Here is a 22,515-nt window from a genome sequence, read left to right on the forward strand (position 1 = left end):
GGGGGGGGGGGGGGGGGGGGGGGGGGGGGGGGGGAAAACCCCGCGCGAAGCGCGGGGCACCCACCCCGGCCCGTGCGAAGCCGCCCCCCACCGCGCGAAGCGCCGGGGCCGGCGCCGCAGCCGCCGCAGGCCGGCCCGGCCCGCCGGGCCCACCCGCGCGAAGCGCGGAACAAAGGGCGGGTGGGTGGGGAAAACCCCGCGCGGAGCGCGGGGCACCCACCCCCACAGCCCGGCTCGCGCGGAGCGCGCCGCCGCGGGCCAGCCCGGCCAGGGCCGGGCGGGGAGGCCTCGGCCGGCCTCGTGGGTCACAGCTCGGCCAGCAGCTCCGTCTTCTTTGTCGTGAACTCCTTGTCGGTCAGCAGACCAGCCGAGTGCAGCTCACCGAGGTGGCGGATGCGGTCCGCGATGTCCGCCGGGTCCGCCCGGTGGTTGCGAGGGGCCGGCGCCTCCGACGACTCGGCCGCGCGGACGGCCGCCAGGACCGCCGCCGCCAGCGGCAGCGACTCGTGGACCAGGCCGTAGCCGAGGCCGAAGACGACGGCCGCCGGATCCTGGTCCGCCGGTTCCGCGCCCTCCACCGGCTTGCCGTCCTTGCCGCGGCGCAGCAGCCGCAGGTGGCCGCCGGCTATCTCAGGGGAGCGCCACTCCACCTCGGCCAGCTCCGTCACCGCGAACGACTGGTCGCCCGCCTTCCACTTGGCCGACGAGGCGCCCGTCCAGAACCAGCGGAAGGAGACCACCGCGCCGTCGAAGGACACCTTCCCGTCGTACGCCTTGAAGTTCAGCGGCGCAGGCGGCGCCGCCACCAGGTACTCGCCGGCCTCCTCGTCGGCCCGGGGGCCGAGGGCGGAGCGCAGCTCGGCCGCGTAGTAGTCGGCGAGCAACTCGCGCTCGACCGGCAGCAGCAGCCGGTACGGGTCGGCGGAGGCACGCAGCTGCCCGGCCGCGGCGTCGAGCAGTGGATCGGCCCCGACGCGCGGGACGGCGTGCAGCACCACCGTCCCCTTGCGGGGGCCACGCACCAGGTCGACCGAGCTCAACGCCTCGTAGGGGATACGTCGCTCGCCGAGCACCTGGAGCAGCCTTGGTGTGCGCATTCCCCGTTCGAAGCGGATGAGCACGGAGTCGGTGTCGAACTCCCATGTGGAGTGGATTCCGGCCAGCACATCACCCATGCGGGTCATCGTAAGCGCCGGGGCTGATGAAACGGCTTCCCCCGGATGGGTGTGTTCCTGTCACATTCTGTCGGTCATGTGGCGTGGGAGGCGCACGGGTCATGCGGGGCGCACGACAGCACCCCGGGGGCGCACGTCACGTCGTCCACCTCGCCGGTGCCGACGAGCGCCAGATTGGTCAGGCTCGCCTCGCCCGGGGTGAAGTAGCCGCTGTGTCCCTCGGCCTGCCCGGCGCTGAGCAGCCGGGCGCCGAAGTCCGGGGTGACCGGGTCCCGGCCGAAGCCGATCGGGCCGATCTCCATGTGCGGCACGTCCTCGATCCAGTCGTCGTTCGCCCTTATCGCCCAGACCCGGGCCGCGGTGTCCAGGTCGCCCACGTCCGAGGCGCGCATGCCGGGGCTGCCGGCCACGGCGATGTCGCTCACCCGGCTCGGCAGCTCGGACGCGGCCACCCCGCACACCACGGAGCCGTAGGAGTGGCAGAAGAGCGCCACCCGCGCGTCGCCAGGCAGGGCCCCCACCGCGTCCACCAGCCGGTCGGCGCCGGCGGTGGCCAGCTCGGCGGTGGCGGCCGACATGGCGATGGTGGGCGGCGCGTCGTAGTCGGCCCAGGCGATCACGGCGGTCGACTCGCCGCCGGCCACGGCCCGCTCCTCGTCGTAGAGCGCCTGCGCCATGCCGACGGGGGCGCTGTACTTGCGGGCGGTGCGTTCGAAGTTCAGCAGGCCGCTGTCGACGCCGGGCACCACGACGGAGATCCGGTCGGCGGACTCCAGATCCCCCATCACCTCGGCCGCCCGGCCGCGCCCCGTCGGGTCGAAGGCGAGGATCTGCCGGCCCTCGGTCAGCATCGACTCGTAACGGTGCATCCGCCGGCCGGCCTCCCGCTGCCCGGTCGGCGACAGCCGCTCGTCGTTCATCCGGGCCCGCTCGGCGACGACGGCGTCCGCGAGCCCGTACCGGTTGGCGAGGTAGCGCAACTGGACGGGGGCGCCGTCGAGGTTCCCGACCACCAGCGGATACCGCTCGGCCAGCCGCCGCTGCTGGGCGAGGGAGAGACCGGCGAAGAACTCGGCGACGCGTGCGGGGGAGCCGTCAGGATCCGGCAGCGGGCCGCCGGCGACGTGGCCGTCCTCCCAGGAGCGGAGCTCCAGCTCGTACACGTCGGGCTTGGGCTCCGCCCGGCTGGACAGCCAGCCGGCGGTTACCAGCACAACGAACACCACCGCCAGCGGGAGCAGAACGCGCCGTGCGGTGGTCGGGAGAAGGAGGGACTTACCTCGTGGAACGGGACGAAATTTCAGCACTGCGTCGTCATCATACGGGGCGGGCGTGGCCGCCCTACCCGGCTGGCCGGGGTTTCTCCCCCACCCTCCCGCCCTTTTCCCGCTACCGCGGCCACCGCTGGGCGCTGCGGGTGGGAAGAGTCACGGCTCACGGCAGTTCGGAGTGGACGAGGGCCTGCGGCCCTCCACCCACCTCCGGCGCGGGGCGCGGACCGAAGCCGGGTTCGCTCGCGCGAGGCCGACGGCCGACGGGCGCCGGGCACCGGCCGCGTCGGTGGGGCTTGTACGGCCCGCCGCGCGGAGCGCGGAGGGGCAGGGGGAAGACCGCGTCAGCGGGGGAAAGGGCGGGTGGGTGGGGGGAGAACCCCCACCCACCCAAAGCCGCAGCGGCCAGCGTCAGGCGTCGCCGCCGGCGGAGCCGGGGTCGGCGGCCGCGACGTCGAGCAGCTGGTAGCGGTCGACGGCCTGCTTCAGGACGGAGCGGTCGATCTTGCCGTCCTTGGCCAGCTCGGTCAGCACGGCGAGCACGATCGACTGCGCGTCGATGTGGAAGAACCGCCGTGCCGCGCCGCGGGTGTCGGCGAAGCCGAAGCCGTCGCCGCCGAGCGACTGGTACCGGCCGGGCACCCAGCGCGCGATCTGGTCGGGAACGGACCGCATCCAGTCGGAGACGGCCACGAACGGACCCTCCGCGCCCGAGAGCTTCCGCGTGACGTACGGCACGCGCTGCTCCTCCTCCGGGTGCAGCAGGTTGTGCTCCTCGACCTCCACGGCCTCGCGCCGCAGCTCGTTCCAGGAGGTCGCGGACCACACGTCCGCCTTGACGCCCCACTCCTCGGCGAGGATCCGCTGGGCGTCGAGCGCCCACGGGACGGCCACGCCGGAGGCCATGATCTGCGCCGGGATGCTGCCCGCCTCGCCGCGCCGCAGCCGGTGGACGCCGCGGAGGATGCCCTCCACGTCCACGTCGGCCGGCTCGGCCGGCTGCTGGATCGGCTCGTTGTAGACGGTGAGGTAGTAGAAGACGTCCTCGGCGCCCTCGCCGTACATCCGGCGGAGGCCGTCCTTCACGATGTGCGCGATCTCGTACCCGTAGGCCGGGTCGTAGGCCACGCAGCCCGGGTTGGTGGAGGCCAGCAGCTGGCTGTGGCCGTCCGCGTGCTGGGTGCCCTCACCGGTCAGCGTGGTGCGCCCGGCGGTCGCGCCCAGTACGAAACCGCGCGACATCTGGTCGGCCATCTGCCAGAACTGGTCACCGGTCCGCTGGAACCCGAACATCGAGTAGAAGACGTAGACCGGGATCAGCGGCTCGCCGTGCGTGGCGTACGCCGAGCCGGCGGCGATCAGCGAGGCCGTACAGCCCGCCTCGGTGATGCCGTCGTGCAGCATCTGGCCCGTCGGCGACTCCTTGTAGGAGAGCAGCAGGTCCCGGTCGACCGACTCGTAGGTCTGGCCGAGCGGGTTGTAGATCTTGGCGGACGGGAACATCGCGTCCATGCCGAACGTGCGGTACTCGTCCGGCGCGATCAGCACGAACCGCTTGCCGATCTCCTTGTCCCGCATCAGGTCCTTCAGCAGCCGCACGAACGCCATCGTGGTGGCGATCTGCTGCTGCCCCGAACCCTTCTTGACGCCCGCGTACGCCTTGTCGTCCGGCAGCGCCAGCGGCTTCGCCCGCACCACGCGGGTCGGCACGTAGCCGCCGAGCTCGCGCCGGCGGTCGTGCATGTACTGGATCTCCTCGGACTCCTTGCCCGGGTGGTAGTACGGCGGGGCGCCCGTCTCCAGCTGGCTGTCCGGGATCGGCAGGTGCAGCCGGTCGCGGAACCGCTTCAGGTCGTCGGCGGTGAGCTTCTTCATCTGGTGGGTGGCGTTGCGACCCTCGAAGCTCGGGCCGAGCATCCAGCCCTTGATCGTCTGCGCCAGGATCACCGTGGGCTGGCCCTGGTGCTCCTTGGCCGCCTTGAACGCGGCGTACACCTTGCGGTGGTCGTGGCCGCCGCGGCCCAGGTGCAGGATCTGGTCGTCGGTCATGCCCTCGACCATCGCCCGCAGCCGGTGGTCGCCGCCGAAGAAGTTGTCCCGGATGTAGGAGCCGGTCTCGGTGGCGTAGGTCTGGAACTGACCGTCCGGGGTGGTGTTGAGCTTGTTGACCAGGACGCCGTCCCGGTCCTGCGCGAGCAGCGGGTCCCACGAGCGGTCCCACACCAGCTTGACCACGTTCCACCCGGCGCCGCGGAACACGGACTCGAGCTCCTGGACGATCTTGCCGTTGCCGCGCACCGGGCCGTCGAGCCGCTGCAGGTTGCAGTTGACGACGAACGTCAGGTTGTCCAGGCCCTCGCGCGCCGCGATCGACAGCTGGCCGAGCGACTCGGGCTCGTCCATCTCGCCGTCGCCGAGGAAGGCCCACACGTGCGAGTTCGTGGTGTCGGCGATCCCGCGCGCGTTCATGTAGCGGTTCATCCGCGCCTGGTAGATCGCGCTGATCGGGCCCAGGCCCATGGAGACCGTGGGGAACTCCCAGAAGTCCGGCATCATCCGCGGGTGCGGATAGCTGGAGAGGCCGTAGGGCGCCTTCGACTTCTCCTGCCGGAACGCGTCCAGATGACGCTCGGAGAGCCGGTCGAGGAGGAAGGCGCGGGCGTAGATGCCGGGCGAGGCGTGACCCTGGAAGTACACCTGGTCACCACCGTCACCGCCGTCCTTGCCGCGGAAGAAGTGGTTGAAGCCCACGTCGTAGAGCGAGGCCGAGGAGCCGAAGGTGGCGATGTGGCCGCCCACCCCGATTCCCGGCCGTTGGGCACGGGAGACCATCACGGCCGCGTTCCAGCGGGTCGCGTTCAGGATCTTGCGCTCGATCTCCTCGTTGCCGGGGAAGAACGGCTCGTCCTTGGTCGCGATGGTGTTGACATAGTCCGTGCTGCGCATCTCGGGCACGGCCACCCGCTTCTCACGGGCGCGCTCGATCAGGCGGAGCATGAGATAGCGGGCCCGCTCCCGGCCTCGCTCGTCGACGGCGGCGTCGAGCGAGTCGAGCCACTCCTGAGTCTCCTCAGGATCGAAATCCGGGACCTGGCTGGGTAGGCCGCCAATGATGATCGGGTTGCGATCTGATCCGGAAGCCACGCTGTTCCTTCACTGTGAGTTGTCTGCTCTGCTGTGTCGCGCCGCCTCCATCGTGTACCGCTGACGGCGAAACGTCATCTCTACTAGGCGGTAATCATCGTCCGTGATCTTCTTTGGATCCCTACAAAAGGCGGCTCGACGACAGGTTCGCCGACCGGCAACCCTACGCCCCCGGGGTTCCCCGACCACGAACACCCGTTCGCGGAGCTATGGCGCAGATCACGCCACAACCGCCCCGGGAACGGCTCCCGGCGCTCGTCGACTCCGCTCCGTGATCGGCCGGGGACCGCCGTCCCGCCCCCGCCGGAGCCGCCGCCGGCGGCCCCGGCCCTGGCCCGCGGAAACGGCCAAGACGTCAACGTTTGGGCAGGCGCGGCCGCCGGGTACTTGCGCGATCCGCCCCGCACGTGTGGACTACGGCCCAAGCCGCGCACACACGCGCGCGCCTACCCGTACTTTTCCGACACAGGACAGGAGCAATCCGTGAGCGCGACCGCGGACCACGCGGAGGAGCGGACCAACCCCGCCGCCAGGCTGGGTTTCCAGGCCGGACAGGTGGTCCAGGAGCTCGGCTATGACGACGACACCGACCAGGAGCTCCGCGAGGGAATCGAAGCCATCACAGGCCAGGAACTCGTCGACGAGGACTTCGACGACGTGGCCGACGCGGTGGTGCTGTGGTTCCGGGACGAGGACGGCGATCTCACCGACGCGCTGGTGGACGCCACCACGATGATCGACCCGGGAGCCCCGGTCTGGCTGCTGACCCCCAAGACGGGCCGGTCCGGCTACGTCGAGCCCAGCGACATCGGCGAGGCGGCTCAGACCGCCGGGCTCGCCCAGACCAGCAGCATCAACGCCGGCCGCGACTGGTCGGCCAGCCGTCTCGTCACCCCCAAGGGGGCCGGTAAGAAGTAGCCAGGTTCGGCGCGGGCGCGTCCGCTCCCCGGGGGCCGGGATGCCCGCCGGGGGCTCGTCGTAGGCTGGGCGGCGTCACTTTACCTTCGGCAGTGGAACGGATTACGCGCCCATGGCAATCGAGCCCGCCCAGCCAGCTCCCGATTTCCGGCTGAAGAACCAGCACGGCCAGACGATCTCGCTGTCCGACTTCCGGGGCGAGAAGAACGTCGTGCTGCTCTTCTACCCGTTCGCTTTCACCGGCGTCTGCACCGGCGAGCTGTGCGCCCTCCGTGACGAGCTGCCCACCTTCGTCAACGACGACGTGCAGCTGCTGGCCGTCTCCAACGACTCCCCCTTCTCGCTGCGCGTCTTCGCCGAGCAGGAGGGCCTGGAGTACCCCCTGCTGTCCGACTTCTGGCCGCACGGCGAGGTCTCCAGGGCGTACGGCGTCTTCGACGAGGAGAAGGGCTGCGCCGTGCGCGGCACCTTCGTCATCGACAAGCAGGGCGTCGTCCGCTGGACCGTGGTGAACGGGCTTCCGGACGCCCGCGACCTGAACGATTACGTCACGGCCCTCAAGGGGCTGTGAGCCCACCGTCGGTCCTGGGTACCGACCCGGTGGGACGCGTGTGCGGCGCGGGGCGGCAGAGCCCCGCGTGAAAGGAGTGGAGTAGCAGGTGGGCAACGGGGGAGTCAGCCTCGGTGAGGGCACGAGCGCCCCGCTGACGCATGCCCGGGGCCGGGTCCTCAGCGACGACCACTTCGTCTTCCTCGACAACCCCAAGTCCCCCGACGGCACCGTCGAGCACTGCGGCGACGAGCTTGTCGGCTCCACGGACTCCGCCACCGGCGGAGCCGGGGAGGAGATCAACGTCGACCTCACGGCCACGGCTACGGCCACGGCCACGGCCACCGAGGTGGACAGGATCGTGTTTCCCCCGTCCATCCACAAGGCGGCCATCCACGAGGCGGCGGCCGGACGACAGAACCCCGGCCCGGTCTCCGACGCCTACATCCGCACCATCAACCAGGCCGACGGAAGGGAACCGGCCCGTCACGACCCGCCGGGTCAACGCGGGATCGCCCTGGACTACGGGGTCAACGCCTGACATGTTCGCCTGCATATCCGCGGCCCCGCGCGGGAGACTGGACTTCTTGTGCTACTGAAAACCTTTGGCTGGTCCTTCGGCGTCACCGTCGCCGGCCTGCTCTTCGCCCTCTACTTCTGGGGCTGGGAGGGCTTCGCCGTCGTGGCGATCCTCTCCGTCCTCGAGATCTCGCTCTCCTTCGACAACGCCGTCGTCAACGCCGGCGTGCTGAAGCGGATGAACGCCTTCTGGCAGAAGATCTTCCTGACCATCGGCATCCTCATCGCCGTCTTCGGCATGCGGCTCGTCTTCCCCGTCGTCATCGTGGCGATCACCGCGGGCGTCGGGCCGATAGAGGCCGTCGAACTGGCCCTCGACGACCCCGACCGGTACTCCGAGATGGTCACCGACGCCCACCCGGCGATCGCGGCCTTCGGCGGCATGTTCCTGTTGATGATCTTCCTCGACTTCATCTTCGAGGAGCGGGACATCGTGTGGCTCAAGTGGCTGGAGCGCCCGCTGGCCAAGCTGGGCCGCATCGACGCGTTCTCCGTCGGCGTCGCGCTCGTCGCGCTGCTGCTCACCGCCACCACCGTCGCCCACCAGGCGTACCAGCACGGCGGCCTGCACGTCGACAAGACCGAGACGGTGCTGCTCTCCGGCCTCGCCGGCCTGCTCACCTACCTCGTGGTCGGCGGCCTCTCCGGCTACTTCGAGAACCGTCTCGAGGAGGACGAGGAGCGCGCCGAGGAGGCCGAGGAGGCCGCCAAGGAGGAGGCCAGGCGCACCGGCAAGGAGCAGACCGTCGTGGGCCTCGCCGGCCGGGCGGCGTTCTTCCTGTTCCTCTACCTCGAGGTGCTCGACGCGTCGTTCTCCTTCGACGGTGTGATCGGCGCGTTCGCCATCACCAACCACATCTTCTGGATGGCGCTCGGCCTCGGCATCGGCGCCATGTACGTCAGGTCCCTCACCATCTACCTGGTGCGGCAGGGCACCCTCGACGACTACCGCTACCTGGAGCACGGCGCCCACTACGCCATCGGCGCCCTGGCCGTGATGCTGCTGATCAGCATCCGCTGGCACCTGCCCGAGGTGGTCACCGGCCTCGTCGGCGTGGGCCTGATCGCGGCCGCGTTCTGGTCCTCGGTCCGCGCCAACCGGCTGGACGCGGCGTCCGGAGGCTCCGGCGGATCCGGCAACGGATCGGCACAGAAGCCGGTGAGCTCCGGGGTGTGAGCCGCCCGCGGGTGCGGAAACCTTAGAGCGGGGCGGGAACGGTCGACGGTCCGGCGACGGACACGACCGCCCGCCCCGCGGTGTACCGGTCGATTGGTTCGTTTTTCGTTTTTCGTTTCGGTGAGGGGTGGGGTGGGGAACGATGGCGTCCCTGTGGTCGTACCTGCGCAACGGTGGCGCGGCCGACATGAAGTTCGACACGGTGGGCGGCATGTCCAGCTACGCCCAGGAGCTCACCAGGCGCCGCCCGACCGCCCCCCTGACCGCGCCGGGCGCGGACACCGGCACCCTGCGGATCGACCTCTCCTGGCGGATGCGGAGCAGCACGGACTTCGGCAACGGCCGGGCCGGCTGGCAGAGCCTCCTTCGGCACCCGCTGGACATCTTCAAGCCGGCCGAGATCAAGGGCCACTCGCAGGGCGTCGCCACCATAGACTTCGACCTCGCCTGCATGTACGAGCTGACGGACGGCAGCAAGGGCGTCGTCCAGTCCGTCGGCGGCCTCCTCGGCGACTTCAACGACCCGCCGTACATCAAGCTCAGCGGCGACGACCGCTTCGGCACGGCCTCCGGCGAACAGATCTACGTCAACCTCGACGACAAGGACGAGTTCAAGCGGCTGCTGGTCTTCGTCTACATCTACGACGGCTCCGAGGCCTTCGCCCGCGCCGACGTCGTGGTCACGCTGGTCACGGCCGACGGCAAGAACATCGAGATCGGCCTGACGGACCCCGTCCCGCAGGCCAGGGCCTGCGCGGTGGCGCTCATCGAACCCCACAAGGGGCAGCTGGTCGCGCGGCGGGAGGTCAAGTACGTGCTGGGCTTCCAGTCCGAGATCGACCGGCTGTACGGGTGGGGGATGTCGTGGGGGCGGGGCACGAAGCCGACGCGAACGTAGCCGGGGGTTTCCCCCCACCCACCCGCCCTTTCCCGCGCGCTTCGCGCGTGTCGCTGTCGCGGTGCCTGGCGCTTCGCGCGGGTGGTGCCGTGCGGCGGCGTAGCCGCTGTGGTGCGGCTGGGCCGGGGTTTGTTTCCCCAGCCGCCCGCCCTTTCTGCGCTTCGCGCGTGTCGCTGTCGCGGGGCCCGGCGCTTTGCGCGGGCGGTGCCGTCCGGCGGGGGCCACCCGCCCGCTCCCTTCCGCGCTTCGCGCGGGTGGGCTCGCCCCTGGCGGCGTGGCCGCCGTGGGGCGCTCGGCGCGGCTTTTCCCCGCCCACCCGCCCCTTTCCGCGCTTCGCGCGGCCGCTGTCGCGGTGCCTGGCGCTTCGCGCGGGTGGTGCCGCTCGGCGGAGGCCACCTGCCCGTCTCCTTCCGCGCTTCGCGTTTCCGGCGCTTCGCGCCGGGGCCGTGGCCGCCGTGGGCCGCCCGGGCGTGCGGCCCGGAGACGCAGGGTGTCGCGCGGAGCGCGGGGAGGGCGGGTGGGCGGGGCAGAAACCCCGGGCCAGCCGCCCCGCGGCAGCGGCAGCGGCACGCGCGGAGCGCGGGAAAGGGCGGGTGGGTGGGGGGGGAACAACCCCTGAGGGCCGCCGCTAGGGCCTCGCGCGGGGGAGGAACTGCGGGCCCTGTGGCGGCAGCGTGAAACCGGGCTGCCCCGCCGGAGGCGACCGGCGGGAGGCGGTGATGCCGAAGTCGGCGGCCAGGGCGATCAGGCCGCCCGGGTAGCCGTGGCCGGTCGCGTGGAAGTCCCAGCCGGTGGGGGTGCGCGAGAACAGTCCGCAGACCAGCGCCGTCTCCGAGGGGGCCGGTGTGAGGGGGAGGACCGCGAGGGACGTGCCGGAGCCCGCGTCGTGGAGGAGCAGTCGGGGGTCGCTCTCGGGGGCGCCGAAGCCGCCGGGGCCCGAGGAGGCGGCCAGGACGACCCGGGTGACGCCGCCGTCGAGGCGGCCGAGGTCGGCTTCGACGGAGTCCCGCAGGCCGGCCGCGTCCCGCCGTTTCGTGAGTCGTCGCACCAGGCCCGTGGGATGCCGGGGCTGGTTGTAGAACACGAAATCCCCTTCCGTGCGCACCCGCCCCCCTGGCCCCAGCAACAGGACCGCGAGATCGATATCCGGTGTCCCCTGAGCCCCGATGATCCCGGTGGGCTGCCATCGCACCACAGCTCGTAATGAGGCGACCGGTAGATGAATTGTCGCCCCCCTCTCCAGTGCCTGCGTCATAGCAGGAATCCTGCCTTCCGCCACACCAACGAAACAATGTCGCGCTTACGATTGCGAGGGGAACCGGTAAGCCAGCGGGGCGGCCGGAACCGCTGCCAAAATCCGGGGAGATCCATGCGGCATTACGGGCACCTCACGCCTGCGCAACGTCGCGCGCTGTTTCACCGGGAGCCCGCCGATTTCGGGCCGGCCTCCCCCGTCAGGACGTTGGGCGTCGCCCTGGGCGCCACCCTCTACTGCCCGGCCACTCGTCCCAGACTCGCGGGCGACATCCTGAAGCAGGCCGCCGCAGGGGTCGTGTCCATGGTGTTGTGCCTGGAGGACTCCATCAGCGACGCCGAGGTCGAGGGCGCCGAGGAGAACCTGGTCCGGCAGTTGCAGAAGCTGCTGCGCGAGCAGTCGAGCACGGAGGACGCGCTGCCGTTGCTGTTCGTCCGGGTCCGCACCCCGGAGCAGATCACCGATCTCACCAAGCGGTTCGGGCCCGCGATCCGGCTGGTCACCGGCTTCGTGCTGCCCAAGTTCACCGCCGCCTCGGGGCCCGCGTTCCTCGAGGCGCTGACCGGCGCCGAGGTGATGTGCGGCCGCCGGCTGTTGGCCATGCCGGTGCTCGAGTCGCCGGAGCTGCTGCACCTGGAGACCCGCGCGCAGGGCCTGCAGGCCGCGGCCAGGGTGGTCGACAAGTACCGGGAGCGCATACCCGCCGTCCGGCTCGGCGTCACCGACTTCTGCTCCGCCTACGGGCTGCGCCGCAGCCCCGACATGACCGCCTACGACGTCCACCTGGTCGCCTCGGTGATCGCCGACGTCGTCAACGTCTTCGGCCGCGCCGACGGCACCGGCTACACCGTGACAGGGCCGGTCTGGGAGTACTTCCGGGCCCAGGAGCGGATGTTCAAGCCCCAGCTGCGCAACAGCCCGTTCAGCGGCCGCGCCGAGGGGCTCCGCGCCCGGCTGATCGAGCACGACATGGACAGCCTGCTCCAGGAGATCGAACTCGACCGCGCCAACGGCCTGTTGGGCAAGACCTGCATCCACCCCTCGCACGTGGCGCCGGTGCACGCGCTGTCCGTCGTCACCCACGAGGAGTTCAGCGACGCGGCCGACATCATGGGTGCAGGGCCCGAGGGCGGTGGGGTGCTGCGCTCCGCCTACACCAACAAGATGAACGAGGTGAAGCCGCACCGGGCCTGGGCGTCCCGCACCCTGCTGCGCGCCGAGGTCTTCGGCGTGGCCAGGGAGGGCGTCGACTTCGTCGACCTGCTGGCGGCCGGTCTGGGGGCGGCGGCATGACCGACGTGCGGAACACCGGCCAGGGCGTCTGGTCGGGCGAGTGGGTCAGCCGGCGGCTCGGCGTGCGCCTCGAGGGCGAGGGCGCGCGGGAGATGCTCGGCCTCGCGCTGCGCCGCAACCCCAAGCGCTCCCATCTGCTGGTCTCCTCGGTGCTCGGCAAGCACGTGCCGCAGCGCCCGGCGACGGTCCACGGCACCGGCGTCGCGCTCGGCCGGCGGGTGCGCGAGGTGCTCGGCGAGGCCGACGCGGACCGGGCCGTGGTGCTCGGCTACGCGGAGACCGCCACCGGCCTCGGGCACAGCGTCGCGGACGGCCTCGGCGCCGCCGCCTGCCTGCACTCCACCCGCCGCCCGGTGCCCGGCATCGCGTCGGTCGGCGGTTTCGAGGAGGAGCACAGCCACCACACCTCGCACCTGCTGCTGCCCGCCGACCCGGCGCTGCTGGCCGGCGGCGGGCCGCTGGTGCTGGTGGACGACGAGCTGTCCACCGGCCGCACCGTCCGCAACACCATCGCCGCGCTGCACCGCACCGCGCCCCGCGCGTGCTACGTGGTGGCCACCCTCGTCGACATGCGGACCGACGTGGACCGGGCGGCGCTCGCCAAGTTCGCGGCCGAACTCGGCTCGGACGTCCGGGTGGTGGCGCTGGCCGGCGGCCAGGTGCGGCTGCCGGCCGACGTGCTGGCGCGCGGCGCCGAGCTCGTCGCCCAGAACGAGCCGCAGAACGAGCCGCAGAACGAGCCGCGGCAGGAGCGGGCCGACACCGGGCGTGCCGCGGCCGCCGTCGGGCGGGTGGCGCTCGACTGGCCGGCCGGGGTGCCGGACAGCGGCCGGCACGGCTTCACCCCCGACCACCGGCGGCTTCTCGACGCCGCGCTCCCGCGGCTGGCCGCCGACGTCGCGGCCGCCCTGCCGGCCGGCGCCCGCCGGGTCCTGGTGCTCGGCACCGAGGAGCTGATGTACACGCCGCTGCGGCTCGCCGAGGCCACCGCGGCGCTGCTCGGCGACGCCGGGCCCGAGGTGCTGTTCTCCACCACCACCCGCTCCCCGGTGCTGCCCGTCGACGACCCCGGCTACGCGATCCGCAGCCGGCTCACCTTCCCCGCCCACGACGACCCGGCGGACGGCCCTGGACCGCGCTACGCCTACAACGTCGCCGACCGGGCCTGGGACGCGATCCTGCTGGTCACCGACGCGGCCGGCGACACCGCCGCGCTGCACGCGCCCGGCGGCCTGCTCGACCGCCTCGCCGCGCTCACCCCGTGCCCACTGCTGGCCGTCGTCCCCGACCGGCGCCTGGCCGAGCCGCTGCGCGGCCCCGCCTTCGGCTCCTACGCCGCCGACGAGGTCGGCTGGCTGCTCCAGGACCTCTCCGACGTCACCCTGGAGGCCCCGGCCGAGGAGCGCGAGGAGGCCATCCAGTCAGGCGGCGCGCACTACGCCGAGTCGCTGCCCGTCGAGTACCAGCCGAGCCCCGAGTACCAGCGGCTCTTCCACGCCGCGTTGGAGGCGTCGGCCCACCGGGTGGCGCGCGCCGTGGGCACCGTCACCGAGGCCGTGCTCGCCGAGCGCGGCCGGCCCGGGCGCCCGCCCGTGCTGGTGTCGCTGGCCCGCGCCGGCACCCCCGTCGGCATCCTGATGCGCCGCTGGGCCCGGCGGGCGCACGGCATCGACCTGCCGCACTACGCCGTCTCCATCGTGCGCGGCCAGGGCATCGACGCCACCGCGCTGCGCTGGCTGGCCGCCCACCACGACCCGGCCGACGTCGTGTTCGTCGACGGCTGGACGGGCAAGGGCGCCATCACCCGCGAACTCGCCGCCGCCGTCGCCCCGTTCGACGGCTTCGACCCCGAACTCGCAGTGCTCGCCGACCCCGGCGGCTGCGTCACCACCTACGGCACCCGCGAGGACTTCCTCATCCCCTCGGCCTGCCTCAACTCCACCGTCTCCGGGCTGATATCGCGGACCGTGCTCCGCGCCGACCTGGTCGGCCCCGACGACTTCCACGGCGCCAAGCACTACCGGGAGCTGGCCGACGTCGACCTCTCGGGCCACTTCCTGGACGCCGTCGGCGCGCACTTCGCCGACCCGGAGCTGGTCGCCGGCGTGGCCGCCGACACCGCGGCCCTGCTCGCCGCCACCGACCGCGCCCCGACCTGGGTCGGCTGGCGGGCCGTGGAGCGGATCAGCGAGGAGTACGGCATCGGCGACGTCAACCTCGTCAAGCCGGGCGTCGGCGAGACGACCCGCGTGCTGCTGCGCCGGGTGCCGTGGCGGATCCTCGCCCGCCGCGGCGCCGGCGCCGACCTCGACCACATCAGGCTGCTCGCCGAGCAGCGCGGAGTGCCCGTCGAGGAGACCGACGACCTGCCCTACAGTTGCGTGGGTCTGATCCACCCCCGCTTCACCAGGGGCGCCACCGGAGCCGACGGAAAGGCCGCCCGATGACCGGCAGCACCGTGGTCGCCAGCGACCTGGACCGCACCCTGATCTACTCGGCCGCCGCGCTCGCCCTCGACATGCCGGACCACGAGGCGCCCAGGCTGCTGTGCGTGGAGACCTACCAGGCCAGGCCGCAGTCGTTCCTCACCGAGGCCGCCGCCGCCCTGCTGGTGGAGCTGGCCGCCGACCCCGGGGTGGTGTTCGTGCCGACCACCACCCGCACCAGGGAGCAGTACCGGCGGATCAACTTCCCCGGGCCGCCCGCCCGTTACGCGATCTGCGCCAACGGCGGCCACCTGCTGGTCGACGGCGGAACCGACCACGACTGGCACGCCTCGGTGCGGCGCGCGCTGGCCGCCGACTGCGCCTCGCTCGACGAGGTCAGGGACCATCTGCGGCGCTCCGCCGACCCGGCCTGGCTGCTCAAGGAGCGGGACGCGGAGGAGCTGTTCAGCTACCTGGTGGTCGACCGGGCGCTGCTGCCCGAGGCGTGGCCCAAGGAGTTGGCCGAGTGGGCCGAGCCGCGCGGCTGGTCGGTCTCGCTCCAGGGCCGCAAGCTCTACGCGGTGCCGCGCCCGTTGACCAAGTCGGCCGCGGTCGCCGAGGTGGTGCGCCGCACCGGCGCCGACCGGGTGCTGTCGGCCGGCGACTCGCTGCTCGACGCCGACCTGCTGCTGGCCGCCGACCGGGGCTGGCGGCCGGGCCACGGCGAGCTGGCCGCGGCCGGCTGGTCAGCGCCGCACGTCACGGCCCTGGCCACGGAGGGCGTGCGCGGCGGCGAGGACATCCTGCGGGCGTTCCTGGCCGCCGTTCGCTAGGCCTCGGCTAGGGTCTGGGGCGCTAGGGCCTGTCTTCCGGATCTTCGTGGGGCCGCGACGCCGGCTACGGCACCTCGCTGCGTTACCCCACGCCGCGGAGCGGCATGTCAGGCGCCGCGCGCGAATACGGCCACGTATGAGCTGCGCTGCGGTCGATGTGCGGCTCCGCCGCGTGGGGCGCCTTGCGCGAAGCGAATGGGGGCACTCCCCCAAGCACTCCGTGCAGGGGGCACCCCCACCCAGGCCGCCAGGCCTGGGGGAGCCAAGGCCTGATCCACGAAGATCCAAAAGACAGGCCCTAGTCCGCTCGCTGGAGCCTGGCCCGGACGGCGGCGGCCTGGGGCAGGTCGCCCGCCTCGTAGACGGCGAGCGCCAGCCGCCAGTGCTCGCGGGCCGTGGCGTGCTCGCCGAGCCGGGCGCGGGCCTCGGCGATGCCCGCGTGCGAGTGGGCCTCCGCGACCCGCTCGCCGGCCTCGACGGCCAGGGTCAGGGCCTCGCCGTGCAGCCGCAGGGCCTGGTCGGGGTCGCCCGCGTGCGCGTGGGTGGCCGCCAGGGTGTTCAGGGCCTCGGACATCATCTCCGGCTCCGCGACGGAGCGGGCGAGGTCGAGCGCCTCGCCGTGCAGCCGCAGCGCCTGGGCGAGGTCCCCGCGCTTCCGGTGCAGGGTGCCCAGCTTGTCGAGACAGAGCGCCTCGATCTGGCGGTAGCCGGTCTCGCGGGCGAGCGCCAGGCTGCGCCTGGCGTGCTCGAACGCCGCCGGCTCCTGCCCGAGACGGGTGAACACGTCGGAGAGTACGCAGTGGGTGTTGGCCTCGACCGACAGGTCGCCGTGCGGCTCGCACAGCTCCAGCACGCTCTCCAGGCAGCGCCGCGCCTCCGCCAACCGGCCGAGGGTGCGCAGCGTTCGGCCCATGTTGACGAGGATCGCGCAGCGGACCCGCCAGTTGCCGTCCGTGCCGTTCGTGGCCAGCGCCAGCTCGAACCGGCGCATGGCGTCCGGCAGGTCGCCCCTGCGGAGCCGGACGCTGGCGAGCCCGTTGAGCACGAAGCCCTGGAGCGAGCGGTCGCCGATCCGTTCGTAGGTGGCCAGCGCCCGCCTGAGGTGGTCGACCACCTCGTCGGGGTCGGCGCCCGTCAGGTTCAGCATGGTGCCGAGCACGCGCCGCGCGTTCGCCTCGGCGATCTCGTCGCCGGCCCCCAGGGCGGCGCGGAGCGCCCGCGTGTGCAGGCCGATCGCCTCGTCGAAGTAGCCGCCGACGCGCAGGTACAGGTGCAGCGTCTCGGAGAGCCGGGTCGCGAACGCCTGGTCGCCTTGCCCGGCGACCGCGAGCAGGTTGGCGCGTTCGGCGTCCAGCCAGCGCAGGGCGCGGTCGTGGTCAGCGAAGGTGGGGAGCGGCCCGGCCGGCGGCGTCGCCTTCGGCCGCGGCGCGTAGTCGTGGGGTGCGAAGGCGTCCATGGCGGCGGAGGCGGCGTAGAGGTAGTGGCCGCGCAGCCGGCCGAGCGCCGCCGCGCGCTCCGCCTCCGGGTCGGTGGCCGCGGCGAGTTCGGCGGCGTAGCCGCGTAGCAGGTCGTGTTGCCTGTGCCGTCCCGCGCCGGTCTGCTCGACGAGGTGGGCGCGCAGCAGGGTGTCGAGGCAGCGGCGGGTCTCCCGTGGCCCCTGTCCGGCCAGGGCCGCGGTGGCGCCGGCGTCGGCGTCGTGCCCGGGGTGCAGGCCGAGCAGCCGGAACACCCGGGCCGCGGCGGGGTCGAGCCGCTGGTACGACCAGGAGAACACCGACCGCACGGCGGTGTGCGGATCGCCGTCGATGTCCAACAGGTCGAGGGCGTCCTGCCGTTCGCCCAGCTCGCCGGCCAACTCGGCGATGCTGAGGTCCGGTTGCGACCTGATCAGCTCGGCGACGATGCGCAGCGCGAGCGGCAGCCTGACGCACTGCCTGATCAGCCGCTCTGCCGCCTCCGGCTCGGCCGCGACCCGCGCGCCCAGCGACTCGCGCAGCAGCCGCGTGGCGTCCGCCGCCGGCAGCCGGTCGACGCGGATCCGGTGGGCGCCCTCCCTGGCGACCAGGCCGGCCAACGCGTCGCGGCTGGTGACCAGCGTGAGGCACGACGGGGCGCCGGGCAGCAGCGGCCGCACCTGCTCCACGGCGTGGGCGTTGTCCAACACGATCAGCATCCGCCGCCCCGCGACCAGGGTGCGGAAGCGGGCGGCGCGCTCGGCGAGCCCCTGGGGCACGGCCGTGCCCTCGAGGCCGAGCGCGCGCAGGAACCCGCCAAGCGCGTCCTGCGGGGTGACCGGCCGGTCGGGCCCGTAGCCGTGGAGGTCGACGTAGAGCTGGCCGTCCGGGAAGCGGCCTCGGTCGCGATGGGCCCACCGCACCACCAGCGCCGTCTTGCCGACGCCCGCGGTGCCCGACACGGCCGCGACGGCGGCTGGCGTCGTCGTCAGCAGGCCGTCGAGCTCCGCGAGTTCGGCGTCCCGACCGACGAAGCCCCGGACGTCCAACGGGAGTTGAGCGGGGATCTCGGGGCGCGGCACGGTGCGGCGCGCCGATCCCCGTGGGGCCGGCCGCGGGGCGTGGCCCGTGGGCCCCGGATCCTCGCCGGCGAGGATCCGGCGCTCCAACTCCCTTAGTTCGGGGCCTGGATCGATGCCCAGCTCGCCGGCCAGCGTCTCCCTGGCGGCCCGGTAGGCCGCCAGCGCGTCGGCCTGCCGCCCGGCCCGGTAGAGGGCGGTCATCAGCAGCCCGTGGAACCGCTCGCGCATCGGGTGCTCGCGCACCTGGGAGATCAGCTCCGCCACGATCTCCGCGTGCCGCCCGCGCGCCAACTCCGACTCGTACAGCACCTCGATGGCGATCAGCCGCCGCTCGACGAGCCGGTGGATCCAGTCGTCGAGGAGCGGCAGGTCCACGCCGCTGAACGGTGCCCCCCGCCACCCCGCCAGCGCCCCGCGCAGCGACTCGACCGCGCTCGACGGGTCCGCGCGGTCGGCGAACGCCAGCCCCTCCTCGACCGACGACTCGAACCGCTCCGCGTCCAACTCGCCGGGCTCCACCCGCAGTCGGTACCCGGCCGGTCCGAGCGACAGCCGGTCGGGCTCGCCCAGCTTGCGGCGCAGCCGGTGGACGTGGAGCTGGAGCCGCTGCCCGCTGCGTTCGTCCGGCTGGTCGCCCCACAACGCCTCGGTGAGGACGTCCGTCGGCACCGGCCGTCCGCCGCGCGCCAACAGCGCGGCGAGCAGGGTGCGTTCCAACCGACCGGTGAGGGCCTCCGCCCGCCCGTCCCTGAGGAGCAGCACCTCACCCAACACCTGAAACCGCACGGCCGCGTCCCTTCCCCCGCGCGTGCGGCCGACCGGCGTGACCGCACGTCACAGCCCGCATCGTCGCAGAGACGGGGGGTGGGGGGAAACTCGAAGGCCCCGATGATGAAAGAGCGGAGAAAGTGGCCGGTGCCATGCTCGGTTGGCCGGGGAGCGCCGGGGGACGGGCAGCGCCTCGTCCCCCGGCGGGGGAATCACCGCACGACCGCGGTCTTCGGTCCTGCGGTGACCCCGGCGCCCCGCGGGCTGGCCGGGGGGTGCCGGGGGAGGGGGACGGCCTCAGGCCGCCCGTCTCCCCCCACCCTCGTCACGGCCCTCGTCCGCCTCGTCCGCCTCGTTGTCGGCGTTCTCGGCTTCTTCCTCGGCCTCGGCCTCGGCCTCGCGGCGGCGCTCCCGGCTCAGGCCCTCGTTGAGCTCCTGGCGCCGGTGCTCCGCGATCTCGTGCCGCACGGCCATGTCCTCCGCCGACTTCGCGTGGCGGGCCCGCCAGTACGGGTTGTCGTGCGGCAGCCGACCGCTGATCCGCCCGTACATGCCGATCGCCATCAGCACCACGCCCACGACGAAGCTGAAGATGATGTTCTGGATGCGGAAGTCCAGGAAGTTGAGCCCGGTCCGCACGATCGCCAGGTTCACGAAGCCGCTGAGCACGAACAGCACCCCGAGCACCAGGTTCAGATTGGAGGCGAAGTTCCCGCCCTTCACCATCCCGCCGAACAGCAGGACGCCCACCACGATCGACAGCCAACTCAGCGCGCCGTTGCTGTTCAGCCCGATCACCGCGTTGTCGCCCGTCGAGAAGAAGCCGACGTCGCTGGCGATGCCGAACGCGCCGAAGATCACGAAGCCGATCCCCATCAGCCCGGCCCCCACCCGGTAGACCCGGCTCAGCCGGTGGTGCCCCGGAAGCCGCTCGTCGAGCTCGGCCTGCCGGAACAGCTCGCGTGGCCCGCTGTGCGGCAGCCGCGGCTCGCCGTGCGGGTCGGTGCCCAGTGCGCCGCGCATCCAGGACCTCCTCAGGTGCTCGCTCCCGAGACGACAGGAGTCGCCGAGTACCCGGGGCGCCCGCCCCCAATCCCGCCCGTGGCCCGCCTCAGCGGCCGGCCCTGATCTCCTCCACCACGGCGGCCACCGCGCCCCGCACGGCCTCGGCCTCGGTCAGGAACCGCCAGTAGTCCGGGTGGCGCCCGCCGGCCTCGAGCTCGGCCACCGCCCGGTCGAGCCGGGCCACGGCGGCGTCGAGCGGCCGCGCGTGCCGCGGCTCGGGGATCGACCGGCCCGCCATCGCGAGCCGCTGCGCGTCCCTGATCACGAAGCGCGTCCGCTCGATCTCCCGCGCCGGGGCCGACGACACCTCGTTCAGCCGGCGCAACCGGTCGCCGGCGGCCGACACCGACTCGTCGGTCGTGCCGAGCAGCGCCTGCACGCTCGTCAGCGTGGCCGTGGCGGCGTCGAACCGCTGCTCGTCCCTGGCCCGGCGCGCCTCGGTCAACATCTCGCCGGCCCGACGCGTCGCGTCCTCGGCCCGCTCGGCCACGCCCCGCAGATCCTGCCAGCAGGCCGCGGTGAACCGGCGCCGCAGCTCGCTCAGCACCGGCTCCACCTTGCTGGCCCTGGTGGTGATCGCCTCGGCACGGGTGCGCAGCGAGGAGAGCCGGCGGTCGATCTCGGCGGCCAGCGTCGGCAGCCTGGCCGCCTCGGCGGCGATCGCGCCGGCCCGCCGGCGGACGTCCTCGGCACGGCGGATGGTGGGCTTGATCCCGTGCCGGCCGGCGCCCTCGTTGAGCAGCCGCAGCTCGGGCGCCAGCGCCGCGAGCGACGCCGCCAGCTCGTCGGCGCCAAGACCCGCGGCGCGCGCCTCGTCCAGCGCGGCGGAGGCCGTGCGCAGCGCCTCCTTGGCGCGCTCCACGGCCGGCGCGACCAGCGCCAGCTGGGAGGCGGCCCGCTCCTGGAGCGGCGCCAGCCGGGCGGCGAACCCGTCGAGCTCGGCCTTCACCTTCTGCAGCTCGCCCTGCGCCACCAGCAGCGCGGCCCGCGCCCGGTCGGCGGTGCTGGCGTCCAGGCCCTCGGCGTCCAGGTCGTGGGCGTCGACGGTGGCGATGTAGTGCTGGCTCACCTGGTCGATGCGCTCGCCGAAGGCGGCGAAGTCGGCGGCGGCCCTGGCCGCCGCCGGCGAGTCGTCCGCGGCGCCGATGGTCTGAAGCGCGATCTCCAGGTCCCGCTGCGCCATGTCGAGGTCGTAGAACGCGGCGGCCGCCCCGTCCCTGGCCTCCTGGGCGGCGGCCCGCAGATCCTCCACCCGCATCCGCCGCCACGGCCGGTAGCTCCCGCCCCCGCCGCCGCCGCCGAAGGCGGCAGGCAGCGCCCCGAGGAGCAGCAGGGGCAACGTCACGGACAGCCCGAGATGACTCCTGGAACGCCTCGCCCTCACGTCTCCCTCTCCCCGCCGTCGCCCGGCCGATACGTGTGAGGGCCATTGTCCCACTCGGGAGGCGGGTCAGCGGGAGTCGGTGCGCAGGATGATCTCGCCGTTCCGGCTGCGCGCGTCGATGACGGGCGCGGCGGCCGCGTCGTCCCGGGGCACGTCGACGTCGACGTCGCCGTTGTGGGTCTCGGTCTCGACCCGGTACGCCGTGCCGTCGTCCGGGACCTCGACGGTGGTGCCGCCGTTGTCCGAGACGGTCTCGATCCGCTCGGGCGCGGCGTCCAGGCTCAGCGAGAGGCCCCCGTCGTGGGTCCGCGCGGTGATCTCGGACGAGCTGAGCCCGGTGCCCTCGATCCGGCCGTTCCTGGACTCCAGGGAGAGCGGCGCCGAGACGTCCTCCAGGGTGATCCCGCCGTTCCTGGTGTCGAGGACGACCGGCGCCGAGGAGTCCCGCACGGTGATGCCGCCGTTGTGGGTGGCGAGGTCGAGCGGCGCGGCGAAGCCGTCCGCCTCCACGGCGCCGTTCCGCCCCTCGACGGTCACCGCGACCCCGGCCGGCACTCGTATCTCGTGCCGGGCGTCGCACTCCACGACGAAGCCCCGGCAGACGACGCGGAGCCGTAGCGTGTCGTCCGCCATCGACCACTCGATGCCGGTGGTGCCGGTCACCCGCCGCGCCTCGAAGGTGCGGGTCACCGCGACCTCGCCGGTCAGCGAGTCGTCGGGCACCAGCACGATCCGGCTGTTGTCGGAGTCGACGGTCAGCGTCTCGCCCGCCAGCGCGAACGCCTGCTCCTCGGGCGTGCCGTCGTGCGTCTCCCGCACCACGCAGCCGCTCAGGGCGGCGCCGGCCGCCAGCACGACGAGGGCGGCAAGCGAGGCGCGACGGACGGCGGCGGTGCTTCGGATCATGGGTCTTCTCCGGTCTCTGCCCCCTCGCCGGGTCCGGCGGGGCGCGGTTCGTGTCGACGCCTCCGACGCTAGAAGTCCCGCCCACCGCCCCGGAATCCGGCGACCCACCGGCTCCGGGGTGGGGCTGTCCCCACCTGTTCCCTCCAGCGCCGACGTTTGCGGCGGCGCGGCGGGGGCCATGTAGGCTGTTCCCTCAATCCCCGGGTGCATAGCTCAGCGGTAGAGCGCCGCCCTTACAAGGCGGATGTCGGCGGTTCGAACCCGTCTGCACCCACCCGCGGGCCTGAGATCGCCGATCACCCCGCTCGCGTCGGCGACGACGCGCTGCCGCCCTGGA

At 73.2% G+C, this 22,515-nt stretch carries 16 protein-coding genes and 1 tRNA gene; 9 read left to right on the top strand and 8 right to left on the bottom strand.

What is annotated here, in order from left to right; genetic code table 11:
• Positions 1-305: 305 nt before the first annotated feature.
• The 3 genes from ACYVPE_RS25455 to aceE all read right to left on the bottom strand — a co-directional run bounded on the left by ACYVPE_RS25455 (position 306) and on the right by aceE (position 5,590).
• Entirely contained in the window at positions 306-1,175 is an 870-nt protein-coding gene (locus ACYVPE_RS25455; RefSeq protein WP_461036039.1) for a DUF4429 domain-containing protein, read from the bottom strand.
• A gap of 74 nt (positions 1,176-1,249) precedes the next feature.
• On the bottom strand, positions 1,250-2,389 hold the full coding sequence (locus ACYVPE_RS25460; RefSeq protein ID WP_461036040.1) for an alpha/beta hydrolase: 1,140 nt from the start codon (positions 2,387-2,389) through the stop codon (positions 1,250-1,252).
• 468 nt (positions 2,390-2,857) lie between these two features.
• Positions 2,858-5,590, bottom strand: coding sequence for a pyruvate dehydrogenase (acetyl-transferring), homodimeric type (aceE, locus tag ACYVPE_RS25465; protein WP_461036041.1), 2,733 nt, complete (start codon positions 5,588-5,590; stop codon positions 2,858-2,860).
• A 483-nt stretch (positions 5,591-6,073) separates the two neighbouring features.
• On the opposite strand from aceE, the gene ACYVPE_RS25470 reads away from it, so the two are divergent.
• The 5 genes from ACYVPE_RS25470 (at position 6,074) to ACYVPE_RS25490 (ending at position 9,712) form a co-directional block, all read left to right on the top strand.
• Positions 6,074-6,508, top strand: a complete 435-nt coding sequence (locus tag ACYVPE_RS25470; protein WP_461036042.1) for a DUF3052 domain-containing protein — start codon at positions 6,074-6,076, stop codon at positions 6,506-6,508.
• Positions 6,509-6,620: 112 nt separating this feature from the next.
• Positions 6,621-7,079, top strand: coding sequence for a peroxiredoxin (locus tag ACYVPE_RS25475; protein ID WP_132821027.1), 459 nt, complete (start codon positions 6,621-6,623; stop codon positions 7,077-7,079).
• An 88-nt stretch (positions 7,080-7,167) separates the two neighbouring features.
• Positions 7,168-7,599, top strand: coding sequence for a TerD family protein (locus ACYVPE_RS25480; protein WP_461036043.1), 432 nt, complete (start codon positions 7,168-7,170; stop codon positions 7,597-7,599).
• A 48-nt stretch (positions 7,600-7,647) separates the two neighbouring features.
• The gene (locus ACYVPE_RS25485; protein ID WP_461036044.1) at positions 7,648-8,814 is read left to right on the top strand and encodes a DUF475 domain-containing protein; all 1,167 of its coding nucleotides are present in this window, start codon (positions 7,648-7,650) and stop codon (positions 8,812-8,814) included.
• 142 nt (positions 8,815-8,956) lie between these two features.
• Positions 8,957-9,712, top strand: coding sequence for a Tellurium resistance (locus ACYVPE_RS25490; RefSeq protein WP_461036045.1), 756 nt, complete (start codon positions 8,957-8,959; stop codon positions 9,710-9,712).
• 628 nt (positions 9,713-10,340) lie between these two features.
• Here ACYVPE_RS25490 and ACYVPE_RS25495 read toward each other — a convergent pair.
• Positions 10,341-10,967, bottom strand: a complete 627-nt coding sequence (locus tag ACYVPE_RS25495; protein ID WP_461036046.1) for a TerD family protein — start codon at positions 10,965-10,967, stop codon at positions 10,341-10,343.
• A 114-nt stretch (positions 10,968-11,081) separates the two neighbouring features.
• On the opposite strand from ACYVPE_RS25495, the gene ACYVPE_RS25500 reads away from it, so the two are divergent.
• Genes ACYVPE_RS25500 through ACYVPE_RS25510 form a run of 3 tightly spaced genes read left to right on the top strand, consistent with a single transcriptional unit; the run spans position 11,082 to position 15,519 of the window.
• A complete protein-coding gene (locus ACYVPE_RS25500) occupies positions 11,082-12,260 on the top strand; it encodes an HpcH/HpaI aldolase/citrate lyase family protein (RefSeq protein WP_461036047.1) in 1,179 nt (392 codons plus the stop codon).
• Positions 12,257-14,707: a phosphoribosyltransferase gene (locus tag ACYVPE_RS25505; RefSeq protein WP_461036048.1), complete on the top strand. Its 2,451-nt coding sequence runs from the start codon at positions 12,257-12,259 to the stop codon at positions 14,705-14,707. The genes ACYVPE_RS25500 and ACYVPE_RS25505 overlap by 4 nt, the downstream gene beginning before the upstream one ends.
• The gene (locus ACYVPE_RS25510; RefSeq protein ID WP_461036049.1) at positions 14,704-15,519 is read left to right on the top strand and encodes an HAD family hydrolase; all 816 of its coding nucleotides are present in this window, start codon (positions 14,704-14,706) and stop codon (positions 15,517-15,519) included. The genes ACYVPE_RS25505 and ACYVPE_RS25510 overlap by 4 nt, the downstream gene beginning before the upstream one ends.
• Before the next feature lie 298 nt (positions 15,520-15,817).
• Here ACYVPE_RS25510 and ACYVPE_RS25515 read toward each other — a convergent pair whose 3' ends face one another.
• The 4 genes from ACYVPE_RS25515 to ACYVPE_RS25530 all read right to left on the bottom strand — a co-directional run bounded on the left by ACYVPE_RS25515 (position 15,818) and on the right by ACYVPE_RS25530 (position 22,178).
• A complete protein-coding gene (locus ACYVPE_RS25515) occupies positions 15,818-18,841 on the bottom strand; it encodes an AfsR/SARP family transcriptional regulator (protein ID WP_461036050.1) in 3,024 nt (1,007 codons plus the stop codon).
• Between the two features lie 279 nt (positions 18,842-19,120).
• A complete protein-coding gene (locus ACYVPE_RS25520) occupies positions 19,121-19,846 on the bottom strand; it encodes a DUF4383 domain-containing protein (protein WP_461036051.1) in 726 nt (241 codons plus the stop codon).
• Between the two features lie 88 nt (positions 19,847-19,934).
• A complete protein-coding gene (locus ACYVPE_RS25525) occupies positions 19,935-21,239 on the bottom strand; it encodes a hypothetical protein (protein WP_461036079.1) in 1,305 nt (434 codons plus the stop codon).
• 99 nt (positions 21,240-21,338) lie between these two features.
• On the bottom strand, positions 21,339-22,178 hold the full coding sequence (locus ACYVPE_RS25530; protein ID WP_461036052.1) for a DUF4097 family beta strand repeat-containing protein: 840 nt from the start codon (positions 22,176-22,178) through the stop codon (positions 21,339-21,341).
• A 202-nt stretch (positions 22,179-22,380) separates the two neighbouring features.
• On the opposite strand from ACYVPE_RS25530, the gene ACYVPE_RS25535 reads away from it, so the two are divergent.
• Positions 22,381-22,452, top strand: a tRNA-Val gene (locus ACYVPE_RS25535).
• Positions 22,453-22,515: the final 63 nt, after the last annotated feature.

The sequence above is a fragment of the Streptomyces mayteni genome (genome assembly GCF_054783955.1).